A 17,604-nucleotide genomic window follows, 5' to 3' on the forward strand; every position below is an offset into this window, starting at 1 on the left:
GGCTTTTAAAACGCGGTGTGCAGCGTCACGTCCAGCGTGCGCGGTGCGCCCAGGTAGACCTGGTCGCGCGTCTCTTCTGCGTAGATGCGGTCGGTGGCATTGCGCACGCGGCCTGTGAGCGTGGTGGACTTGTTGATCCTCCAGGCCAGGCCCAGGTCCAGTAGCGTGTACGACGGCCAGAACTTGGTATTGGCCGCGTTGCCGTACACCTTGCCCACATGGCGCACCCCTGCGCTCGCCGTGACGGTGGGTGTGATGGCATACGACGCCCACAGGTTGGCCACCTGTTGCGGTACCAATTGCGGCACGTGGCCCGTGCGTGAGACGCCGCCCTGCACAAAGTTCTCATACCGCGCGCGGATCAGTGACAGGTTGCCTTGCAGTTGCCACTGCGGCGTGGGTCGGATGCCCGCCGACAGCTCCACCCCTTTGGATGACTGCTCGCCCACCAGCACCGTGAGGTTCGGGTTGGACGGGTCTTGCGAGGCAATGTTCTTGCGGCGGATGTCAAACATCGCCACCGTGGCGATGCCCTTGCCATCCCAGAAGTCGAACTTGCTGCCCACCTCGACCTGGCGGCCCGTCGTCAATTCGCTGTTGACGCGCACATCGGCAAACGACGCCGAGGCCAGTGAGCCCGAGGGTGGATCGGCTGCGTTGGAGGCCTGCGCATACAGGTTGGCGCCGGGCGCAATGTCCCACACCACACCCAGGCGGCCGGTGGTCGGGTGGTAGCTGCGGCTGAAGGTGGCGGGGCTGGTGGCCGTGACAGCGCGGCGGTTCACCAAGTCCAACTCGATGCGCTCATGCCGCAGCGCGGTGACCAGGTTCACACCCGGAATGAAGGTCGTGCGGTTTTCCAGGTACAGCGCGGTGTTGGTGATCTTGTTGTCTTTGTCGGCACTCCACACGGGCGAAATGCCGGGGATGCTGAAGAAGTTCTCCGTCGTGAAGTCATACGGGTTGACCGTGCTCACGTTGACCGTCGGACCCAGTGGAAAGCGCGTCTGCTTGTTCACGCTCACGTCCAGGCCAAAGGCCCAGTCGCTCTTCTTGCCAGCGAGCTGGCCTTGGTAGGTGCCTTCGATGCGATCTCCCACCAGTGTTTGGTCATGCCGCTGGAGGTAGGGTGAGGAGCGCGTCACTGCCGTGTTGTTGGCATTGAAGGTATAGATTTCTACGTTTTGGTAGTCGCGCAGGGCGTCGTAAGCGTAGAACGTGTTCTTGAGTTGAAGCACATCAGACACTCGCCATTGCGCCACTGATCGCAGCCACTGCACGCGGTGCTCGTACATGCCGTCGGCGCTGTTGTAGTTCTTGAAGCGTGTGGCCGGATCGATGGTCAATGCGCCCACGGCGGGGTTGAGCACGGGGGTGCCCCAGTAGGGGCGGTCGACATGCTCTTTCTGGTACTCGAAGGCCAGCGTGTGGCTGAAGCCGCCGCCCAGGTCCGACAGCAGCGAGGTCGCCAACTGGGTGGACTGTGTTTTGGTGCCCTCGGTCCAGCTGCCTGCGTCGCGGTGGTTGAGGTCGATGCGTGCATAGTGCGCCGGGGCCGCGCTGCCGTCGCCCCCTGCCATGCGGCGGTTCAGCCCCACGGACACTTCCTTGAGGTCGTAGGAGCCCAGGCGCACCTGGCCCTCAGCAAAGTTGCTGCGCTCGGCCGTCTTGGTGAGGTAGTTGATGGACCCGCCCACGCCGCCTGAGCCATACAGAAAGCTCGACGCGCCACCGATGGCTTCGACGCGGTCGTAAATCCAGCTATCGACTGCGCGTGTGGCGCTGCCGTACTGCGGGTTGATGCCGTTGTAAAGCTGCGCCACCGAGTTGCTGGTGAAGCCCCGATATTGCGCGGCCATGGAGCCAGGCGCGTTGTGCGCGACCACGCCTGGAACAGCACGCAGGATTTCCTGCGTGTTCTGTGCACCGCGTGCGTCGATGGTGGAGCGGTCGACCACCGTGACGGAGGCGGGGTTCTCGCGCGCTGTCAGGCCCAGGCGGCTGCCCGTCTCCACTGGACTGTCCAGGTTGAGCTTGCCGTTGGCGGTGGCACCGTCCATGACCTCGACCACGGGCAGGGCGGGGGTGGCGTCTGCTGCCGTGGTACCTTGGGCCTGCGCAGCAGAGGGGGCCAGCAGGGGCAGTAGGGGCAGCAGGGTCAACGCTGCTGCCATGCAGGCGCTGATGGGGCGCAGCGCGCAAGGAGGCGCACTGTGGGAGCAAAGAGGGGCATTCAAAAGGGGCAGGCGCGCAGCGGCACCCATGGCCGCAGCGCGGCGCGAAGCAATCGAAGACATGAACAAGGCACTCTGAAAACGGCAGTGCCGCCACCAGCGGTGCCCAGAAAGGTGACTGGGGTTGCCGTGGGGGCCTGCCGTGCAAACGAACGAAGACCTGCTGGCCCTGGCAGCAATGCCGTCAGGCGCGCGCAGAAAGCGAACGGATCAGAGGAGGGAGGGCGGGCCGCGCGCAGGCAGCGGCGCCGCGGTGGCTGCTGCGATGCGCGCTGCGGGCACCGGCTGCACCGCATGGGCCAGCGGGCTGGTGGGCAGTGGGGGCAGGGCAGGGGCCGGGGGCGGTGCCCCGTTGGCCTGTGCGCACAAGGGGCAGTCCATGCCCGTGGCGCCCATCTCGACCGCACCGTCGTCGGTTTGCACCAGCCATTTGATGGCGCCCGAGCCCGAGCAAATGACCTCGAGCGACTGCGGATGCACCAGCGGCGATGCTGCGGCCACGCCGATGGAGGCGACAAACCACGCTAGCACCCACAGGCGCACAAGGCGCAAGAGAGATAAGGTGCGTGGCATGGACATGGCGGGCGATTATGCCGGGCGCTTGGCGCGCTGCTTTGCGCTGGCGCAGGGGCTCAGTGCTTCAAAGCGCTTATCGCGCGAGTTCTTCGCGCACGGCCGCCACTTGCCTGCGCGATACCGAAAGCACTTCGGTCGAGCCTTGCAGGCGCACAGCCCAGCCTTCGCCTTCTTCGGGGTCGTAGTGCTTCTCCAGCGCGCGCAGTGCCCGGCGGGCCACCAGCGCGTTGCGGTGGATGCGCATGAAGCGCGCACCGTAGCGCGTCTCCAGCTCGCTCAGAGAGCCATCCATGATGAAACTGCGCGTGGCCGTGCGCACGGTGACGTACTTTTGTTCGGCCTTGAAGTACAGCACTTCGGCCAGTGCCAGGCGCTCGGTGCGGCCCCGGTCCTGGATGACCAGGGTCTCGCCCTCGGGCACGGTGGAGATGGTGGCTGGGGTGGCAGGCCGTTGCAGGCGTTGCACCTTGGCCAGTGCTTGCTGCAGGCGTTCGCGGCGCACGGGCTTGGTGAGGTAGTCCACCGCGTCCAGCTCAAAGGCGCTCACGGCATGGTCGGCATGGGCGGTCACAAACACCACGGCAGGCGGCTGCGGCAGGGCCTGTATGGCGTGGGCCAGGCACAGGCCGTCTTGCCCCGGCATGTGGATGTCCAGCAGCACCACGTCAAACCCGCGCCCCCCTGTCGGGCTGAGCAGGCCAAGGGCTTCGCCCGTGTTGCTGGCCTCGGCCACGGTGGTGCGCAGGGTGTCTGCACAGTCGCTCAGCAGCGTGCGCAAGCGGCTTCGGGCCAGGGCTTCGTCGTCAACGATCAGTATGTTCATGGCGCAGGGCTTTTGGGGGTGGACCTGGGGGCAGGGTGGCGCGGTTTGCGCTGTGCCTTGCGTGCTGCCAGGGCTTGCTCGGTTTTCAGGGCACGGCGCATGGCGCCCTCAACGGGCAGGGTGATGCGCACTTGGTAGAGGCCATCTTGCACACCGGCGGTGAATTCGCCCTGCACATCGTGCAGCAGCGCCAGGCGGGCGCGCACATTGGCCAGCGCAATGCCGTGGCCGCGCGATGCGCCATCGGTTTTGATGTGCGAGGGCGGCAGGGTGTTGGTGATGCGCACCACCACGCGGCTGCCGCGCAGCTCGGTCAGCACGCGCAGTTTGCCGCCGCGCGGGCTCAGCTCCACCCCGTGCTTGACGGCATTTTCCACCAGCGGCTGCAGCAGCAGTGGCGGCAGTCGGGCGGCATCGGTGCGTGGGTCCAGGTTCCATTGCACCTGCAGGCGGTGGCCAAAGCGCACTTCTTCAATGGCCAGGTAGCGCTTGGCCAGGGTGATTTCTTCAGCCAGCGTGACCGATTCGCCTTGTTCGACAAGGGCGTGGCGGAACAGGTCGCTCAGGTCTTCTAGCAGCGATTCGGCCTTGGCGGGCTCCTCGCGCACCAGGGCGATGGCGCTGTTGAGGGTGTTGAACAAAAAATGCGGGCGAATGCGCGACTGCAGCTCGGTAAGGCGCGCTGTGGTGGCTGCGGGCGTGCGCCCCCGTGCGCGCAGTACCAGCGCTGCCACCAGCATGGCCGACAGCAGCGCGCCCGAGGCCGCGCTGGCCAGCCAGGGCGATGCCCCAGGCGCCACCCCGGCCAGCTTGAGCATGGCGCAGGCATAGGCGCCCGCTACGGCCCCCAGCAGCACGCCGGCCGCATATTGCTGGGCGGTGCCCAGGCGCTGCAGCATCGTTTTCATGCTGCAGGCGGTACCCAGCCAGGCCAGCGTGGCGGGCAGGGCCCCGCCAGTGATCAGGGCCACATTGGCCAGCCACTGGTAAAAGCTCTCGGCCCCGAACATGGTGCCCACACCCACCACGGCTTCCACAAACAGCACGGCGCGCAGCACCACGCCCAGCTGGCAGGCGTCAAACACCAAAGCCCGGCCCGCAGGTGCTTTGCCCCCTTGTGCAGACGGCTGCGCAGGCCCAAAAGAGGGCGCTTGCGCCGGAGCGGGGGGCGGGGTCGATAAAATTTGCGTGTTTTGCATTGCGGCATCCGGGCAGTCCGGGTGTCTGAACCATCCAATTATTGCCCTCCCATGCCCTCCAGCCAAGCCAACAACGCCGCGTCTGCGCCATCCCACAACCAGCTTGACACCAAGGCCCAGGCCTGGTCTGCGTTGTTTTCTGAGCCCATGAGCGACCTGGTCAAGCGCTACACCTCCAGCGTGTTCTTCGACAAGCGCCTGTGGCAGGCCGACATTGCAGGCAGCCTGGCGCACGCGGAAATGCTGGCGGCCCAGGGCATCATCGGCGCCGAAGACCACGCCTCCATCCAGCGCGGCATGGCGCAGATCACGTCAGAGATCGAATCCGGCGCGTTCGAGTGGAAGCTCGACCTGGAAGACGTACATCTGAACATCGAAGCCCGCCTGACCCAGCTGGTGGGCGATGCGGGCAAGCGCCTGCACACCGGCCGCAGCCGCAACGACCAGGTGGCCACGGACGTGCGCCTGTGGCTGCGCGGCGAGATTGATTTGATTGGTGACCTGCTCAAGGAACTGCAGGTGTCGTTGGTCGATGTGGCCGAGCAGAACGTTGAGGTGATCCTGCCCGGCTTCACCCACCTGCAAGTGGCCCAGCCCGTGAGCTTTGGCCACCACATGCTGGCCTATGTAGAGATGTTCAAGCGCGACGCCGAGCGCATGGCCGACGTGCGCCGCCGCACCAACGTGCTGCCCCTGGGCAGCGCGGCGCTGGCTGGCACCACCTACCCGCTGGACCGCGAGCGCGTGGCCAAGACGCTCGGAATGGAGGGCGTATGCCAGAACAGCCTGGACGCAGTGAGCGATCGCGACTTCGCCATCGAATTCACCGCCGCCGCCAGCCTGTGCATGGTGCACGTGAGCCGCCTCTCTGAAGAACTCATCATCTGGATGAGCCAGAACTTCGGCTTCATCAAAATTGCCGACCGCTTCACCACCGGCTCGTCCATCATGCCCCAGAAGAAGAACCCCGACGTGCCCGAACTGGCGCGTGGCAAGACCGGCCGTGTGGTGGGCCACCTGATGGGCCTGATCACGCTGATGAAGGGCCAGCCCCTGGCCTATAACAAGGACAACCAGGAAGACAAAGAGCCATTGTTCGACACCGTGGACACGCTCAAAGACACGCTGCGCATCTTTGCCGAAATGGTGGGCGGCCAGCTGAACCCCGTCACCGGCAAGAAGGAAGGCGGCATCACCGTCAACGCGCCCGCCATGGAGCAGGCTGCGCTCAAGGGCTACGCCACCGCCACCGACCTGGCCGACTACCTGGTGAAGAAGGGCTTGCCCTTCCGCGACGCGCACGAAACCGTGGCCCACGCCGTCAAGGCCGCCACGGCGCACAACTGCGATTTGTCTGAGCTGCCCCTGAACGTGCTGCAGGGCTTTCACCCGCAGATCGAAAAGGACGTGTACGAGTGCCTGAGCCTGCGCGGCTCGCTCAACGCCCGCAACACGCTGGGCGGCACGGCCCCGGCCCAGGTGCGTGCCCAGTTGGCCCGCCACCGCGCCCGTTTGGCTTGATTTTTGCAGAGCCACACCACCACTTCGGGAGCCTTCGCATGACAACCTTCTTCTCGCGCCGCAGCGGCTTGCTGCGTGCTGCCCGCGCCACACTGGTGCTGGGTGCTGCCCTCACCATGGGGCTGGCGATGGCCCAGTCGGCCAAGCCGGTGCGCATTCTGGTGGGCTTTCCGCCCGGCGGCGGCACCGACGCCATTGCCCGCCTGCTGGCCGAAAAGCTCAAGGACGAACTGGGCATGCCCGTGGTGGTGGACAACCGCCCTGGCGCGGGCGGCCAGATCGCGGCCCAGGCGCTCAAGGCATCGCCAGCCGATGGCCATACGCTGTTTCTGTCGCACGACCACACCATCTCCATCCTGCCCCAGGTCATCAAAAACCCCGGCTACGACCCGGTGCATGACTTCGTCTCGGTGGGCGGCTTTGCCACGTTCGTGAACGCATTCGCCGTCTCGGGCGGCACCCCGGCCAAGTCGTTCAACGACTATGTGGCGTGGGTCAAGGCGCAGGGCAAGGGCAAAGGCGCGGTGGGCATCCCGGCCCCGGCCTCCACGCCCGAGTTCCTGGTCAAGCTGGTGGGCGAAAAGTACCAAATCGACCTGGTCTCCGCCCCCTACCGGGGCAGCGCCCCCATGATGGCCGACATGCTGGGCAACCAGATCAGCGCAGGCGTGGCCTCGGTGCAAGACTTCATTGAGAACCACAAGGCGGGCAAAGTGCATGTGGTGGCCGTGCTGGGCACCAAGCGCCAGGCCGCCATGCCCCATGTGCCCACGTTTGACGAGCTGGGCCTCAAGGGCTTTGAAGACCTGCCTTACTACGGCATCTACGCCCCCGCAGGCACGCCGCAGAAGTTTGTGGTCGATTTCTCCAACGCGCTGGCCAAGGTGGTGGCCATGCCCGAGGTGCACAGCCAGCTCACCACCATGGGCCTGACGGTGGGCTACATGACGCCCCAGCAGCTGACCACGCGCCAGAACGCCTACACCCAGGCCTGGTCGCGCATCATCAAGAACAGCGGGTTTGTGGCGCAATAACCACCTTTGCATCACCGCTGCTTAGCTCCTCGCCATTGCACCGCCAGCTCACCGCCAACGCGCTGACAGCGCGGACTTGGCCCAACAGCCCACCGGGATCCTGGTCCCTGTGGGCTTTTTTGCAACCCGCCAAGGGCCTCTGGCGGTAGCGGTGCGGGCGCACATCGCCAAAATGCCCGCAAAATCGCCCGATGTTTTACGCCATACCCCTGGAACACCGCCCCACCTGGCGCAACCCGCCGTGGATGACCGTGCTGCTGATCGTGGTCAACATGATCGTGTTCTGGGGCCCCCAGCGCAGCGAAGAAAATGCCCGCGACCGCGCTGCCACCTACTACGTGTCCAGCCCCTTGCCCGCCATCGAGGTGCCCCGCTTTTTGGCCTGGCTGGAGGAAACCGGCGACAAGCACCTCAAGGAGGCCCGTGCCCTGCAAAAGGCGGGCAACCACCGCATGCTGCTGCGCTGGATGGAACAGGAAGACGACTTTCAGCAGCGCCTGAAAAGCCCGAGCTTTGTGCCCTTGCAGGACGCGCGCTACATGGACTGGAAGTCCGCCCGCACGCAGTACGAAGGCCGGCTGCCCGCACCCTTCACCCGCAAGTGGGCGCAAAGCTATGCCAAAGACGCTGAGCTGCGCCCCGTCACCTGGCTCACGGCCACGTTCTTGCATGGCAGCAACGGGCACCTCATCGGCAACATGGTGTTTTTGTTTCTGTTCGGCTTCTCGGTCGAGCTGGCGCTGGGGCGCGGCCTGTACCTGGCGTTTTACCTGCTGGGCGGTCTGGGGGGCTCGCTGCTGGCCGGCTGGGCCTATGCGGGCATGGGCAGTTATGGCTTGGGCGCCTCGGGGGCGGTGTCGGCCCTGATGGGCATGTATGCCGTGTTGTACCGCTTGCGTCGGGTGCGGTTTTTCTACCAGCTGTTTTTCTACTTCAACTACGTCACCGCGCCTGCGTTGCTGCTGCTGCCCGCGTGGATTGCGAACGAGTTGCTGCAGCACTGGCTCAGCGGCAAGGGGGTGGCCTACATGGCCCACTTAGGCGGCCTGCTGGCCGGCGCTTCGCTCATGGCCCTGGTCATGCTGGTGCGCCGTAAGCCATTGGAGGTGCCGGTGACGCAGGATGAGGCAGAGGCTGCCGCCGACGACGGCTTTGACGCCCATGTGGCCAGCGCTCAGCGCCTGGCCCAGGGTATGAAGTTTGAGCAGGCCCTGGGCCAGTGGCGTGCCGCCGCCCAGCTGCGCCCGCAAGACCAGAAGGTGCTGAGCGCCTGGTTCAAAACCGCCTTGCTGTGGCCTGAGGGTGAAGACTTTCACCGCGCTGCGCGCCGCATCTTCCGCCTGCATGCGCATGATGAGCAGACGCTGCAGTTTCAGCACGCGAGCTACCGCACGTATTTTGAGAAAGCCAAGCCCGGCGCCCGTTTGCAGCCGGAAGACATGGCCCGCTTGTCCCGCCGCTTTGCCCGTGCGCACCAGTGGGGCGATGCGGAAAAGCTGTTCAACGCTTTGCACAAGACGGCGCCCACGCACCCTGAGTTGGGCGAGACGCTGGGCATGTTGGTGTCGGCCCTGTGCCATGCAGGGCGGCGGGAGCAGGCTGCTTTGTGGGGGCCGCAGTTGCAGCAACTGGCACCGGGGAGTCCGGCGTTGCAGGTGTTGGGCGGGGTGTAGTGGGTGGGTTTGAATTGAATTTGGCTCTGGCGCTTGCAGAGTAAGCGCTAGCAGCTATGGAATTGATAGTGATTTTCTGGACTCCCCCCGCCCGTTCGGGCTGAGCCTGTCGAAGCCTGGGCTTGTTCGTTGATCTGGTGGCATGCCTGTGCTGAGGGCGGGAGCCTGGGAGTGCGCCCGGCGGCGCAGTAACTTTCTTTTGCTTCGCCAAAAAGAAAGTCACCAAAGAAAAGGCGACCCCAAGTCTGCGACCCCTTCGCTGCGCTACGGGGCAAACCTGCGTCGGGGCGGTTGCGGGGTGCGCTGCGGAACTCACTGCGCTGCGTAGCAGCTCCGTTCAGACAGCCGCAGCGAGTCAGTTCACGAAGCATGGGCGCACTTGCGCCCATGCCACCCCGCAACCGCCCCGCCGCAGGCGCAGCCACAGGGGGTGGACAGCCGAGCACCAAAACAGCCACACGGGTCATCGCTACGCTCGACCCAGTCTGCGTAGCGCATGGCGCTAGCGCCCCCGAAGTAGGGCCGAGCAACGCGATGGCCCGTGTGGATGTTGGCTTCCTAGCCCCTCTGTATGCGCCGAGGAGCACAGCGGCCAGCGGATCAGGGATCGCGACTGTTTGAGCGCAGCGAGTTTGAGCGAGACCCCGCTGGACGCGAGCACCGCAGGTTGCCCGAAGCGCAGCGCAGGGACGCAGACAGTGGGGTCGCCCTTTCTTTGGTGACTTTCTTTGGGCCGACCACCCGGCGGCGAAGCGAAAGAAAGTTACTGCGCCGCCGGGCGCACTCCCCGGCTCCCGCCCCCAGAACAGGCACACCGCCAGATCAGCGAACAAGCCCCAGCTTCGACGGGCTCAGCCCGAACGGGCGGGAGGCGTCCAGGTAATCACTATCAATTCAATAGCTGCTAGCGCTTATTCCATGGGTGCTAGCGCCCCATTTAACCCTCAACCCCCCGCACCCCCTGCGGCAAATGGTTGCGCAGCAGCCAGCGCGTCTCCCGCGTCGCTTCCGCATCCGGGTGGCGGGATTCCAGCGTGGCCAGCACGCGCAGGGCCATGTCGGTGCGGTGCAGGCCCTGCAGCAGCACGCGGGCGACCAGCTCGTAGGCCGCGGGCACGCTGTCGTGGTCTTTGAAGCGCCGGTCAAAACCCTGCAGCACCGCCAAGGCCAGTGATGCGTCGCCCGCATTCCAGGCCGCTTTGGCCAGGTTCAGGGTGGCGGTGGCGTCTTGCAGAACGAATTCGGCGTCCTTGCTGCGGCAGGTTTGGAAGGCCTTGATCGCGTCGCTGCTCTGGCCCGATCGCAGCATCAGTGGGATGTAGCGCTGCGCATGGTCCAGCAGCGTGGCGGTCTTGCCCTCGGCCAGCGCCAGCACGCGGTGGTAGCGGCGCTGCGCGGGCACTTCTTCGCCCCGGGTGCGCTGCTCTTCGTAGGCCATGGCCACGGCGGCGGTCACATTGCCTGCGGTGACCAACTCGGCCACCTGGGCGTCAATGGCGTCTTGCTCGATCTGGCGGGGCGTGCGGCGGTCCACGGGGGTCTCGTCGTCGTCCAGGCCTGCGCCGGGCAACAGGTCAATGCCAAATGCCTCGTGGTTTTGGTACATGGCGTAGCCCAGCAGGCTGGCCATGACCCAGCTGAAGTAGATGAGCACCCAGTTGACGATGGGCAGCAGGATCCAGCCCTTGAAGAGCGGCAGCAGCATGCCCAGCGCAATGAAGGTGCCCTGGCTCAGCAAGAAGAGGAACAGGCACAGCAGCAGGTACGGCCAGCCAATGGTGCGCACGGCGTTCCAGGCGTTGGCGGGGTTCAGGGTTTCAGTAAAGCTGCAGGTTTGCACCAGCACGATTTGCGTGGCAGGCAGCAAGAAGCACATGGCCAGCCAGGCCAGGGTGCCCAGGGTGGGGCTCAGGTTCTGCAGCCAGCCGACGGCGATGGCTTGCACGATCAGAATGGCGAACAGCTTCCAGGGCAGGTTCTTCCAGTCCGGGTCCAGCTCAGAGGGGTAGTCCTCGGCCTTGTAGATGCCGCGCGAGCCCAGCGCCGTGACTTTGAAGCCGTAGCGCGAGGCGGCCAGCAGGATGCCGATCTCCACGATCAGGATGCCCAGGGCGTCGGGCAAAAAGAAAATCACCTTGAACAGCATGCTGGAGAGCGCCAGCAGCAGGCTGTACATCAGCGGCTTGGATTGCAGCGGAAAGGTGAAGAAGGTGTTGAGCCGCTGCCAGAACGGTGCGGGCCGTTTGGCGGGCTGGGCAGATGGGTCGATGCCCGTTGGACGTGTGGCCATGGTGGTGCTCCCGCCTCCCTGCGCGGGGTGCGCTGCCTGTGTGGCCCTGTGTGGTGCCTTGGCAGCGCCAATTGTTGCGCGGGAGTATAGGGCGCACACATGTGCTGGCATCTGCAGCACTTTCTCACACATTCACACTCTGGACAGGCGGCGCAGGGTGGCGCCTGAGCGGGTGTATCGGCTACCCTCAGGGCCCTTGCAGGCAAGAGCAAAAAGCACCAATGAAAACACTCTGGAGGAAAGCCCCAGTCAGCGCACTGCTGCTGGGCGGGTTGCTGTGGGCAGCCCAGGCGCAGGCGTTGCAGATCGTCAGCTTCAGCCCCCAGGGCGAGGTGGCGCGGGTGCGCCAGGCCGTGGCCAAGTTCGATGCGGCGGCGGTGAACTTTGGCGACCCCAAGGCGCCTGCGCCCATCGCCATCAGTTGCAACGACGCCGCAGCCTCCAAGGGCACCGGCCGCTGGACCAGCGAGCGCGAGTGGGTGTTTGACTTTGAAGCCGACCTGCCCCCGGGCATGCGCTGCACGGCCACCGTCAAGCCTGACTTCAAACCAGCCTCTGGCGCAGCATTGGCGGGCGCTAAAAGCTATCAATTCAATAGCGGTGGGCCGTTCGTGCAAAGCGTGCGTCCCAACACCTACGAGCAGATCGACGAAGAGCAGTTCTTTGTGCTGCAGCTCAATGGCCCCGCCACCACCGAGAGCGTGCAGGCCAATGTGTGGTGCGCGCTGGACGGGGTGGGCGAGCGCGTGCCCGTGCGCATGATCGAAGGCACGCAGCGCAGCGATATTCTCAAGTCGCTGGGGCTGGACAAGCGGGCGGCCAAAGACCCGCTGCAGTTTCCCGCACTGGCGTGCAACCGGCGGCTCACCTCGGGCTCGCAACTGCAACTGGTGTTTGGCAAGGGCGTGGCCACGCCCAGCGGCGTGGCCAATGCGGTGGAAAAGCGCTTCACCTACAAAGTGCGCGAGCCGTTCTCGGCCGAGTTCAATTGCGAACGTGAAAACGCCCAGGCTGCCTGCCTGCCGCTGCGGCCCATGGTGTTGTCGTTCAACGCCCCGGTGCCGCGCAAGCTGGCGATGGCGATTCGCCTCAAGTCCGCCAAGGAAACCCTCAAGCCCGTTGCAGGTGCGAACGAAGATGGTGGTGACAAGGACGCCGATGCCCTGGTCAACAGCATCCAGTTCGATGCACCTTTGCCCGAGCAGACCTCGTTCACCGTGGAGTTGCCCAAGGACTTCAAGGACGCCGCAGGCCGGCCGCTGCGCAATGCCGCCAGCTTTCCGCTGAAGGTGGCTACGGCGGGCATGCCGCCGCTGGCCAAGTTTGCGGCCGCGTCCTTTGGTGTGGTCGAGCGCTTTGCCGAAGGGGCTGACGGCCCGGCCTTGCTGCCCGTGACCCTGCGCAACGTAGAGGCGGGCCTGAAAGTGCAAGGCCTGCAGCCGGGCGGCATGGTGGCGCCCACTGGTAAGGTGAGCACGCTCAAGCCGTCCACCGATGCGGACATCATTGCCTGGTTTCGCAAGGTGGCCCGCTACGACAACTACAACATCCAGCGCCGCGTGGCCGCCCGGGATGTGAAGGGCCCGCTGCCCAAGGTGGTGGACGACGACCGCGACTATGTGCAAACCCGCATGCTCTCGCTGCTGGCAGGGCAGGGCGGCGTCAAGACGCTGGATTTGCCACAGGTCACCGGCAAAGAGCTGCGCCCGTTCGAGGTGGTGGGCATTCCGCTGCCACCGGGCTTTCACGTGGTGGAGATCGCATCGCAAAAGCTGGGCGCCTCGCTGCTGGACGAGCGCCATGGCGATGGCCGCACCATGTACGTGCGCACCTCTGCCTTGGTCACCAATCTGGGCGTTCACTTCAAGCTGGGGCGTGAAAACGCCGTGGTCTGGGTCACGTCGCTGGACAAAGGCAAGCCCATGCAGGGCGCCAAGGTGCGGGTGTCGGACTGCGCCGGGCGCGAGCTGGCCCAGGCCATCACCAACGAGCAGGGCGTGGCGAATATCGAGGGCTTGTCGCCGGTGCCGCCGTCTTGCAATTCCCATGACGACTACGCCCAGGGCTCATCGGCCTACTTTGTGAGTGCCCGCCACACCGAGGGCGGCCTGGAAGACATGGCCTTCACCTGGAGCGACTGGCAAAAGGGCATTGAGCCCTGGCGCTTCAATGTGCCCACCAGCAGCCAGCCCCAGCCCGACCAGCGCGCCCACACCATGCTCGACCGCGCCCTGTTCCGCGCAGGCGAGACGGTGTCGATGAAACACTTCTACCGCCACGAGTCGCGCAAGGGCCTGGAGACGCCCAAGTCCGGCCCTCGCACTTTGCTGATCACCCATGTGGGCAGCGGCCAGCAGTTTGAGCAACCCGTGCAGTGGCGTCGCACGCCCACGGGTGGCTTGAGCGCCCTGAACAGTTTCGCCATTCCGCCCGCTGCCAAGCTGGGCCAGTACACCATTGAGTTGCGTGACAACGACAGAGACAACGACAGAGACAGCGATCGAGGCACCATCGCCACTGGCCAGTTCCGGGTGGAGGAGTTCCGCCTGCCCGTGCTGGAAGGGCGCATTGCCCCGTCTGACAGCAAGCCGCTGGTGCGGGCCCGTGCGGTGCCCACCGATGTGCAGATCAACTACGTGGCCGGTGGTGGCGCAGCCAACCTGCCGGTGCGCGTGTCGGCCCTGGTGCGTGACAAGGCGCTGCAGTACCCCGACTACGATATGTTCAGCTTCAACCCCCCTCGCCAAAAGGGCGCTGCAGGGGCATCGGCCGGTGCCGGTGATGACGAAGAGGCCGCTGCCAGCCAGGACGCCCGCGTGGTGGCCGACAAGCTGCCGCTGACGCTGGACAAGAACGGTACGGGCAAGGTGAGCATCGACAACCTGCCCCAGGCCCGCCGTCCGCAAGACCTGCTGCTCGAAGCCACCTACGCCGACCCCAATGGCGAAGTGCAAACCCTGCGCAGCACCCACACCCTGTGGCCAGCGGGCGTGGTGGCTGGGGTCAAGACGGAGGGATGGGCATCGGCCAGCCAGAAGATCCGCTTCCAGGCCCTGGCGCTGCAGCACAACGGCCAGGCGGCACCCAACACGGCGCTGCAGGTGCAGGCCGTAGCGCGCATCACCACCACCACGCGCAAGCGCATGGTGGGCGGCTTCTACAGCTACGACAACCAGACATCGACCAAAGACCTGGGCACGGTGTGCACGGGCAAGAGCGACAGCCGGGGCTTGCTGCTGTGCGAAGCCAAGCTGGACGAGGCGGGCGAAGTGGAGCTGGTGGTGACGGCCACCGACCGTGATGGCAATACCAGCGAGGCCGCTTCGTCCGTGTGGGTCACCCGCCAGGGCGAGCTGTGGTTTGGTGGCGAAGACCATGACCGCATCGACCTGCTGCCCGAAAAGAAGAGCTACCAGGTGGGCGAGACCGCCAAGTTCCAGGTGCGCATGCCGTTTCGTTTTGCCACCGCCTTGGTGGCGGTGGAGCGCGAGGGCATCATCGAAACCCATGTGGTGCAGCTCAATGGGCAAGACCCCACCGTGAGCCTCAAGGTGCAGTCGGACTGGGGCCCCAACGTGTACGTGAGCGTGCTGGCACTGCGCGGGCGGCTGCGTGAGGTGCCTTGGTACAGCTTCTTTACCTGGGGCTTCAAGGCGCCCACCGAGTGGTGGAGCGCCTTCTGGTACGAAGGCAAGGAATACCAGGCCCCCACGGCGCTGGTCGATTTGTCCAAGCCCGCTTTCCGCCTGGGTCTGGCCGAAATCCGTGTGGGCACCCAGGCCCACCAGATCGATGTGAAGGTGACGGCTGACAAGGAAAGCTACCCCGTGCGCGGCAAGGCGCAGATCACCATCACCGCCACGCTGCCCGGCGGCAAGCCTGCGGCCAACGCCGAGGTAGCGCTGGCCGCCGTAGACCAGGCCCTGCTGGAGCTCATGCCCAACACCAGCTGGAACCTGCTGGAAGCCATGCTGCAGCGCCGCAGCTGGGGCGTGCAGACAGCGACCGCGCAGTCCGAAATCATTGGCCGACGCCACTACGGCAAAAAGGCCGTGCCCGCAGGCGGTGGCGGTGGCCGCTCGCCCACGCGCGAGTTGCTCGACACGCTGCTGCTGTGGAACCCCAACGTGCAGCTTGATGCCAACGGCCAGGCCAAGGTGACGGTGCCGCTCAACGATGCCCTGACCACCTTCAAGATCGTGGCGGTGGCCGATGCGTCTGCAGGGCTGTTTGGTACTGGTAGCACCAGCATTCGGGCCACGCAAGATTTGCAGATCATCAGCGGCCTGCCGCCGCTGGTGCGCGAGGGCGACAACTACCGTGCGCAGATCACGCTGCGCAACACCACCAAGGCGGCCATGAAGGTCGAAGTGGCGCCGCGCGCCACGATGCTGGAGCTCAAGCCCCAGACCATCGACATCCCTGCCGGTGAAGCCCGTGAGGTGGCTTGGGATGTGACCGCGCCCGCGCAGCTGGCGCAGACCCGCGCCGAAGCCATCCTGTGGGAAATCCAAGCGCGCGACACCACGGGCGGTGCCACCGATGCCTTGAAGGCCCGCCAGCGCATCGTGCCCGCTGTGCCGCTGACGGTGCAGCAGGCCACGCTGGTGCAGGTGGATGGCAAGTTTGCGCTGGACGCAGCCCCGCCCGCAGACTCCATCCCCGGCCGGGGCGGGCTGAAGCTGTCGCTGCAACCCAAGCTGGCCGAAGGGCTGCCCGGCGTGCGCGACTGGTGGGCCGTCTATCCGTTTGCGTGCCTGGAGCAAAAGACCAGCAAGGCCGTGGGCCTGCGCGATGGCAAGCTCTGGCAAACCGTGGTGGCGCAGTTGCCTACGTACTTGGACAGTGACGGCCTGGCCAACTACTTCCCGCCGCGCAGCGGCGACGCCAACACGGGCAGTGACACGCTCACCGCCTACGTGCTGGCCGCCACGCACGAGGCAGCAGCCATAGACCCCGCCTTTGCGCTGCCCGACGAAGCCCGCGCGCCGATGGAGCGTGGCCTGATCGCCTTCATCGAGGGCCGCATCCAGCGCAACTTCTGGAGCCCACGCAAAGACCTGGACATGCGCAAGCTCGCAGCCATCGAGGCCCTGTCGCGCTACGGCAAGGCCCAGGGTCGCATGGTGAGCAGCATCACCATTGCGCCCAACCAGTGGCCCACGCACTCGGTGATCGACTGGGTGAACGTGCTCAAGCGCGTGGCCGATGTGCCCGAGCGCGACAAACGCCTGGCCGAGGCGATGCAGATCCTGCGTGCGCGCCTGTCGTTCCAGGGCACCAAGCTCATCTTCAGCACCGAGCAGGACGACTACTGGTGGTGGCTGATGCAAAACGGCGACGTGAACACCGCCCGCCTGATGCTGGCCGTGATGGACGACCCCACCTGGAAGGACGACATGGGCCGCCTGGCCAACGGCTTCATCAGCCGCCAGCAAGCCGGTGCCTGGCACACCACCACCGCCAACCTGTGGGGCGGCTTGGCGCTGGAGAAGTTCAGCGCCAAGTTTGAAGCCACGCCAGTGGCGGGCGCCACCAAGGCGACCATGGGCGGCAACAGCGCCAGTGTGGACTGGAGCAAGGTCGAGCGCATCAAGGCCACCGACGCCAGCGGCGCTGCCCACCAGACCACCTGGTTTGGCGCGCCCTCAGCACCGGGCAACCTGAAGAACAACAGCGTGTTCCTGCCCTGGGGCAAGGCGGGTGGCAAGGAGGCGCTGGAGGTGACCCACCAAGGCACGGGCAAGCCCTGGCTTACTCTGCAGTCGGTAGCGGCGGTGGAGCTGAAGGCGCCGTTCGCGGCGGGCTACTCCATCAAGAAAACTGTCACACCGGTCGAGCAGGCCAACAAGTCGCTGCCCGCAGGCCAGTACACCCGTGGCGACGTGCTGCGCGTGAAGCTGGAAGTGAACGCCAGCGCCGACATGACCTGGGTGGCCATCACCGACCCGATCCCGGGCGGCGCCACCATCCTGGGCAGCGGCCTGGGCCGCGACTCAGAAATCGCCACACAGGGCGAGAAGCAGGGCGGCAGCGGCTGGGCCGCGTTTGAAGAGCGCAGCTTTGAGTCCTTCCGCAGCTACTACCAGTACCTGCCCAAGGGCACCGTGACGATGGAATACACCGTGCGCCTGAACAATGTGGGCGAGTTTGCCCTGCCGCCCAGCCGGGTGGAGGCCATGTACGCGCCCGAGATGTTTGGCGAGTATCCGAATGCACGGGTGAAGGTGGGGGCTGCGAAGTGAGGCCAAGCC

Annotated in this window: 9 protein-coding genes; 4 read left to right on the forward strand and 5 right to left on the reverse strand. The window is 65.7% G+C overall.

Annotated elements, in window-relative coordinates:
• Window positions 1-5: 5 nt before the first annotated feature.
• The 4 genes from C8C98_RS12640 to C8C98_RS12655 form a co-directional block, all read right to left on the reverse strand.
• Window positions 6-2,174, reverse strand: a complete 2,169-nt coding sequence (locus tag C8C98_RS12640; protein WP_121456229.1) for a TonB-dependent receptor — start codon at window positions 2,172-2,174, stop codon at window positions 6-8.
• Between the two features lie 270 nt (window positions 2,175-2,444).
• On the reverse strand, window positions 2,445-2,813 hold the full coding sequence (locus tag C8C98_RS12645; RefSeq protein ID WP_121454572.1) for a DUF2946 family protein: 369 nt from the start codon (window positions 2,811-2,813) through the stop codon (window positions 2,445-2,447).
• 70 nt (window positions 2,814-2,883) lie between these two features.
• A complete protein-coding gene (locus C8C98_RS12650; RefSeq protein WP_121454573.1) occupies window positions 2,884-3,633 on the reverse strand; it encodes a LytTR family DNA-binding domain-containing protein in 750 nt (249 codons plus the stop codon).
• Window positions 3,630-4,832 (reverse strand): sensor histidine kinase, encoded by a 1,203-nt coding sequence (locus C8C98_RS12655; protein WP_121454574.1) that lies wholly within the window; start codon window positions 4,830-4,832, stop codon window positions 3,630-3,632. Before C8C98_RS12655 ends, C8C98_RS12650 begins: the two co-directional genes overlap by 4 nt.
• A 51-nt stretch (window positions 4,833-4,883) precedes the next feature.
• Between C8C98_RS12655 and argH the strand changes: the two genes are divergently transcribed.
• The 3 genes from argH (at window position 4,884) to C8C98_RS12670 (ending at window position 9,060) form a co-directional block, all read left to right on the forward strand.
• Window positions 4,884-6,353, forward strand: coding sequence for an argininosuccinate lyase (argH, locus tag C8C98_RS12660; protein WP_121454575.1), 1,470 nt, complete (start codon window positions 4,884-4,886; stop codon window positions 6,351-6,353).
• Window positions 6,354-6,391: 38 nt separating this feature from the next.
• Window positions 6,392-7,387, forward strand: a complete 996-nt coding sequence (locus C8C98_RS12665; RefSeq protein WP_121454576.1) for a Bug family tripartite tricarboxylate transporter substrate binding protein — start codon at window positions 6,392-6,394, stop codon at window positions 7,385-7,387.
• Window positions 7,388-7,578: 191 nt separating this feature from the next.
• Window positions 7,579-9,060 carry a rhomboid family intramembrane serine protease gene (locus C8C98_RS12670; RefSeq protein ID WP_121454577.1) on the forward strand — a complete coding sequence of 494 codons (1,482 nt, stop codon included), beginning with the start codon at window positions 7,579-7,581 and terminating at the stop codon, window positions 9,058-9,060.
• A 937-nt stretch (window positions 9,061-9,997) separates the two neighbouring features.
• Here the strand turns inward: C8C98_RS12670 and C8C98_RS12680 are convergent.
• Window positions 9,998-11,350, reverse strand: a complete 1,353-nt coding sequence (locus C8C98_RS12680; protein WP_121454578.1) for a tol-pal system YbgF family protein — start codon at window positions 11,348-11,350, stop codon at window positions 9,998-10,000.
• 221 nt (window positions 11,351-11,571) lie between these two features.
• On the opposite strand from C8C98_RS12680, the gene C8C98_RS12685 reads away from it, so the two are divergent.
• Entirely contained in the window at window positions 11,572-17,595 is a 6,024-nt protein-coding gene (locus C8C98_RS12685) for an alpha-2-macroglobulin (RefSeq protein WP_121454579.1), read from the forward strand.
• Window positions 17,596-17,604 lie beyond the last annotated feature (9 nt).

This window comes from Acidovorax sp. 106, from assembly GCF_003663825.1.
GTDB lineage: Bacteria > Pseudomonadota > Gammaproteobacteria > Burkholderiales > Burkholderiaceae_C > Acidovorax.

Excerpts from the sequence above, each read along its gene's own strand:
- C8C98_RS12640 (WP_121456229.1), bottom strand. The coding sequence starts at position 2,174 with ATGGCAGCAGCGTTGACCCTGCTGCCCCTACTGCCCCTGCTGGCCCCC.
- C8C98_RS12645 (WP_121454572.1), bottom strand. The coding sequence starts at position 2,813 with ATGTCCATGCCACGCACCTTATCTCTCTTGCGCCTTGTGCGCCTGTGG.
- C8C98_RS12650 (WP_121454573.1), bottom strand. The coding sequence starts at position 3,633 with ATGAACATACTGATCGTTGACGACGAAGCCCTGGCCCGAAGCCGCTTG.
- C8C98_RS12655 (WP_121454574.1), bottom strand. The coding sequence starts at position 4,832 with ATGCAAAACACGCAAATTTTATCGACCCCGCCCCCCGCTCCGGCGCAA.
- argH (WP_121454575.1), top strand. The coding sequence starts at position 4,884 with ATGCCCTCCAGCCAAGCCAACAACGCCGCGTCTGCGCCATCCCACAAC.
- C8C98_RS12665 (WP_121454576.1), top strand. The coding sequence starts at position 6,392 with ATGACAACCTTCTTCTCGCGCCGCAGCGGCTTGCTGCGTGCTGCCCGC.
- C8C98_RS12670 (WP_121454577.1), top strand. The coding sequence starts at position 7,579 with ATGTTTTACGCCATACCCCTGGAACACCGCCCCACCTGGCGCAACCCG.
- C8C98_RS12680 (WP_121454578.1), bottom strand. The coding sequence starts at position 11,350 with ATGGCCACACGTCCAACGGGCATCGACCCATCTGCCCAGCCCGCCAAA.
- C8C98_RS12685 (WP_121454579.1), top strand. The coding sequence starts at position 11,572 with ATGAAAACACTCTGGAGGAAAGCCCCAGTCAGCGCACTGCTGCTGGGC.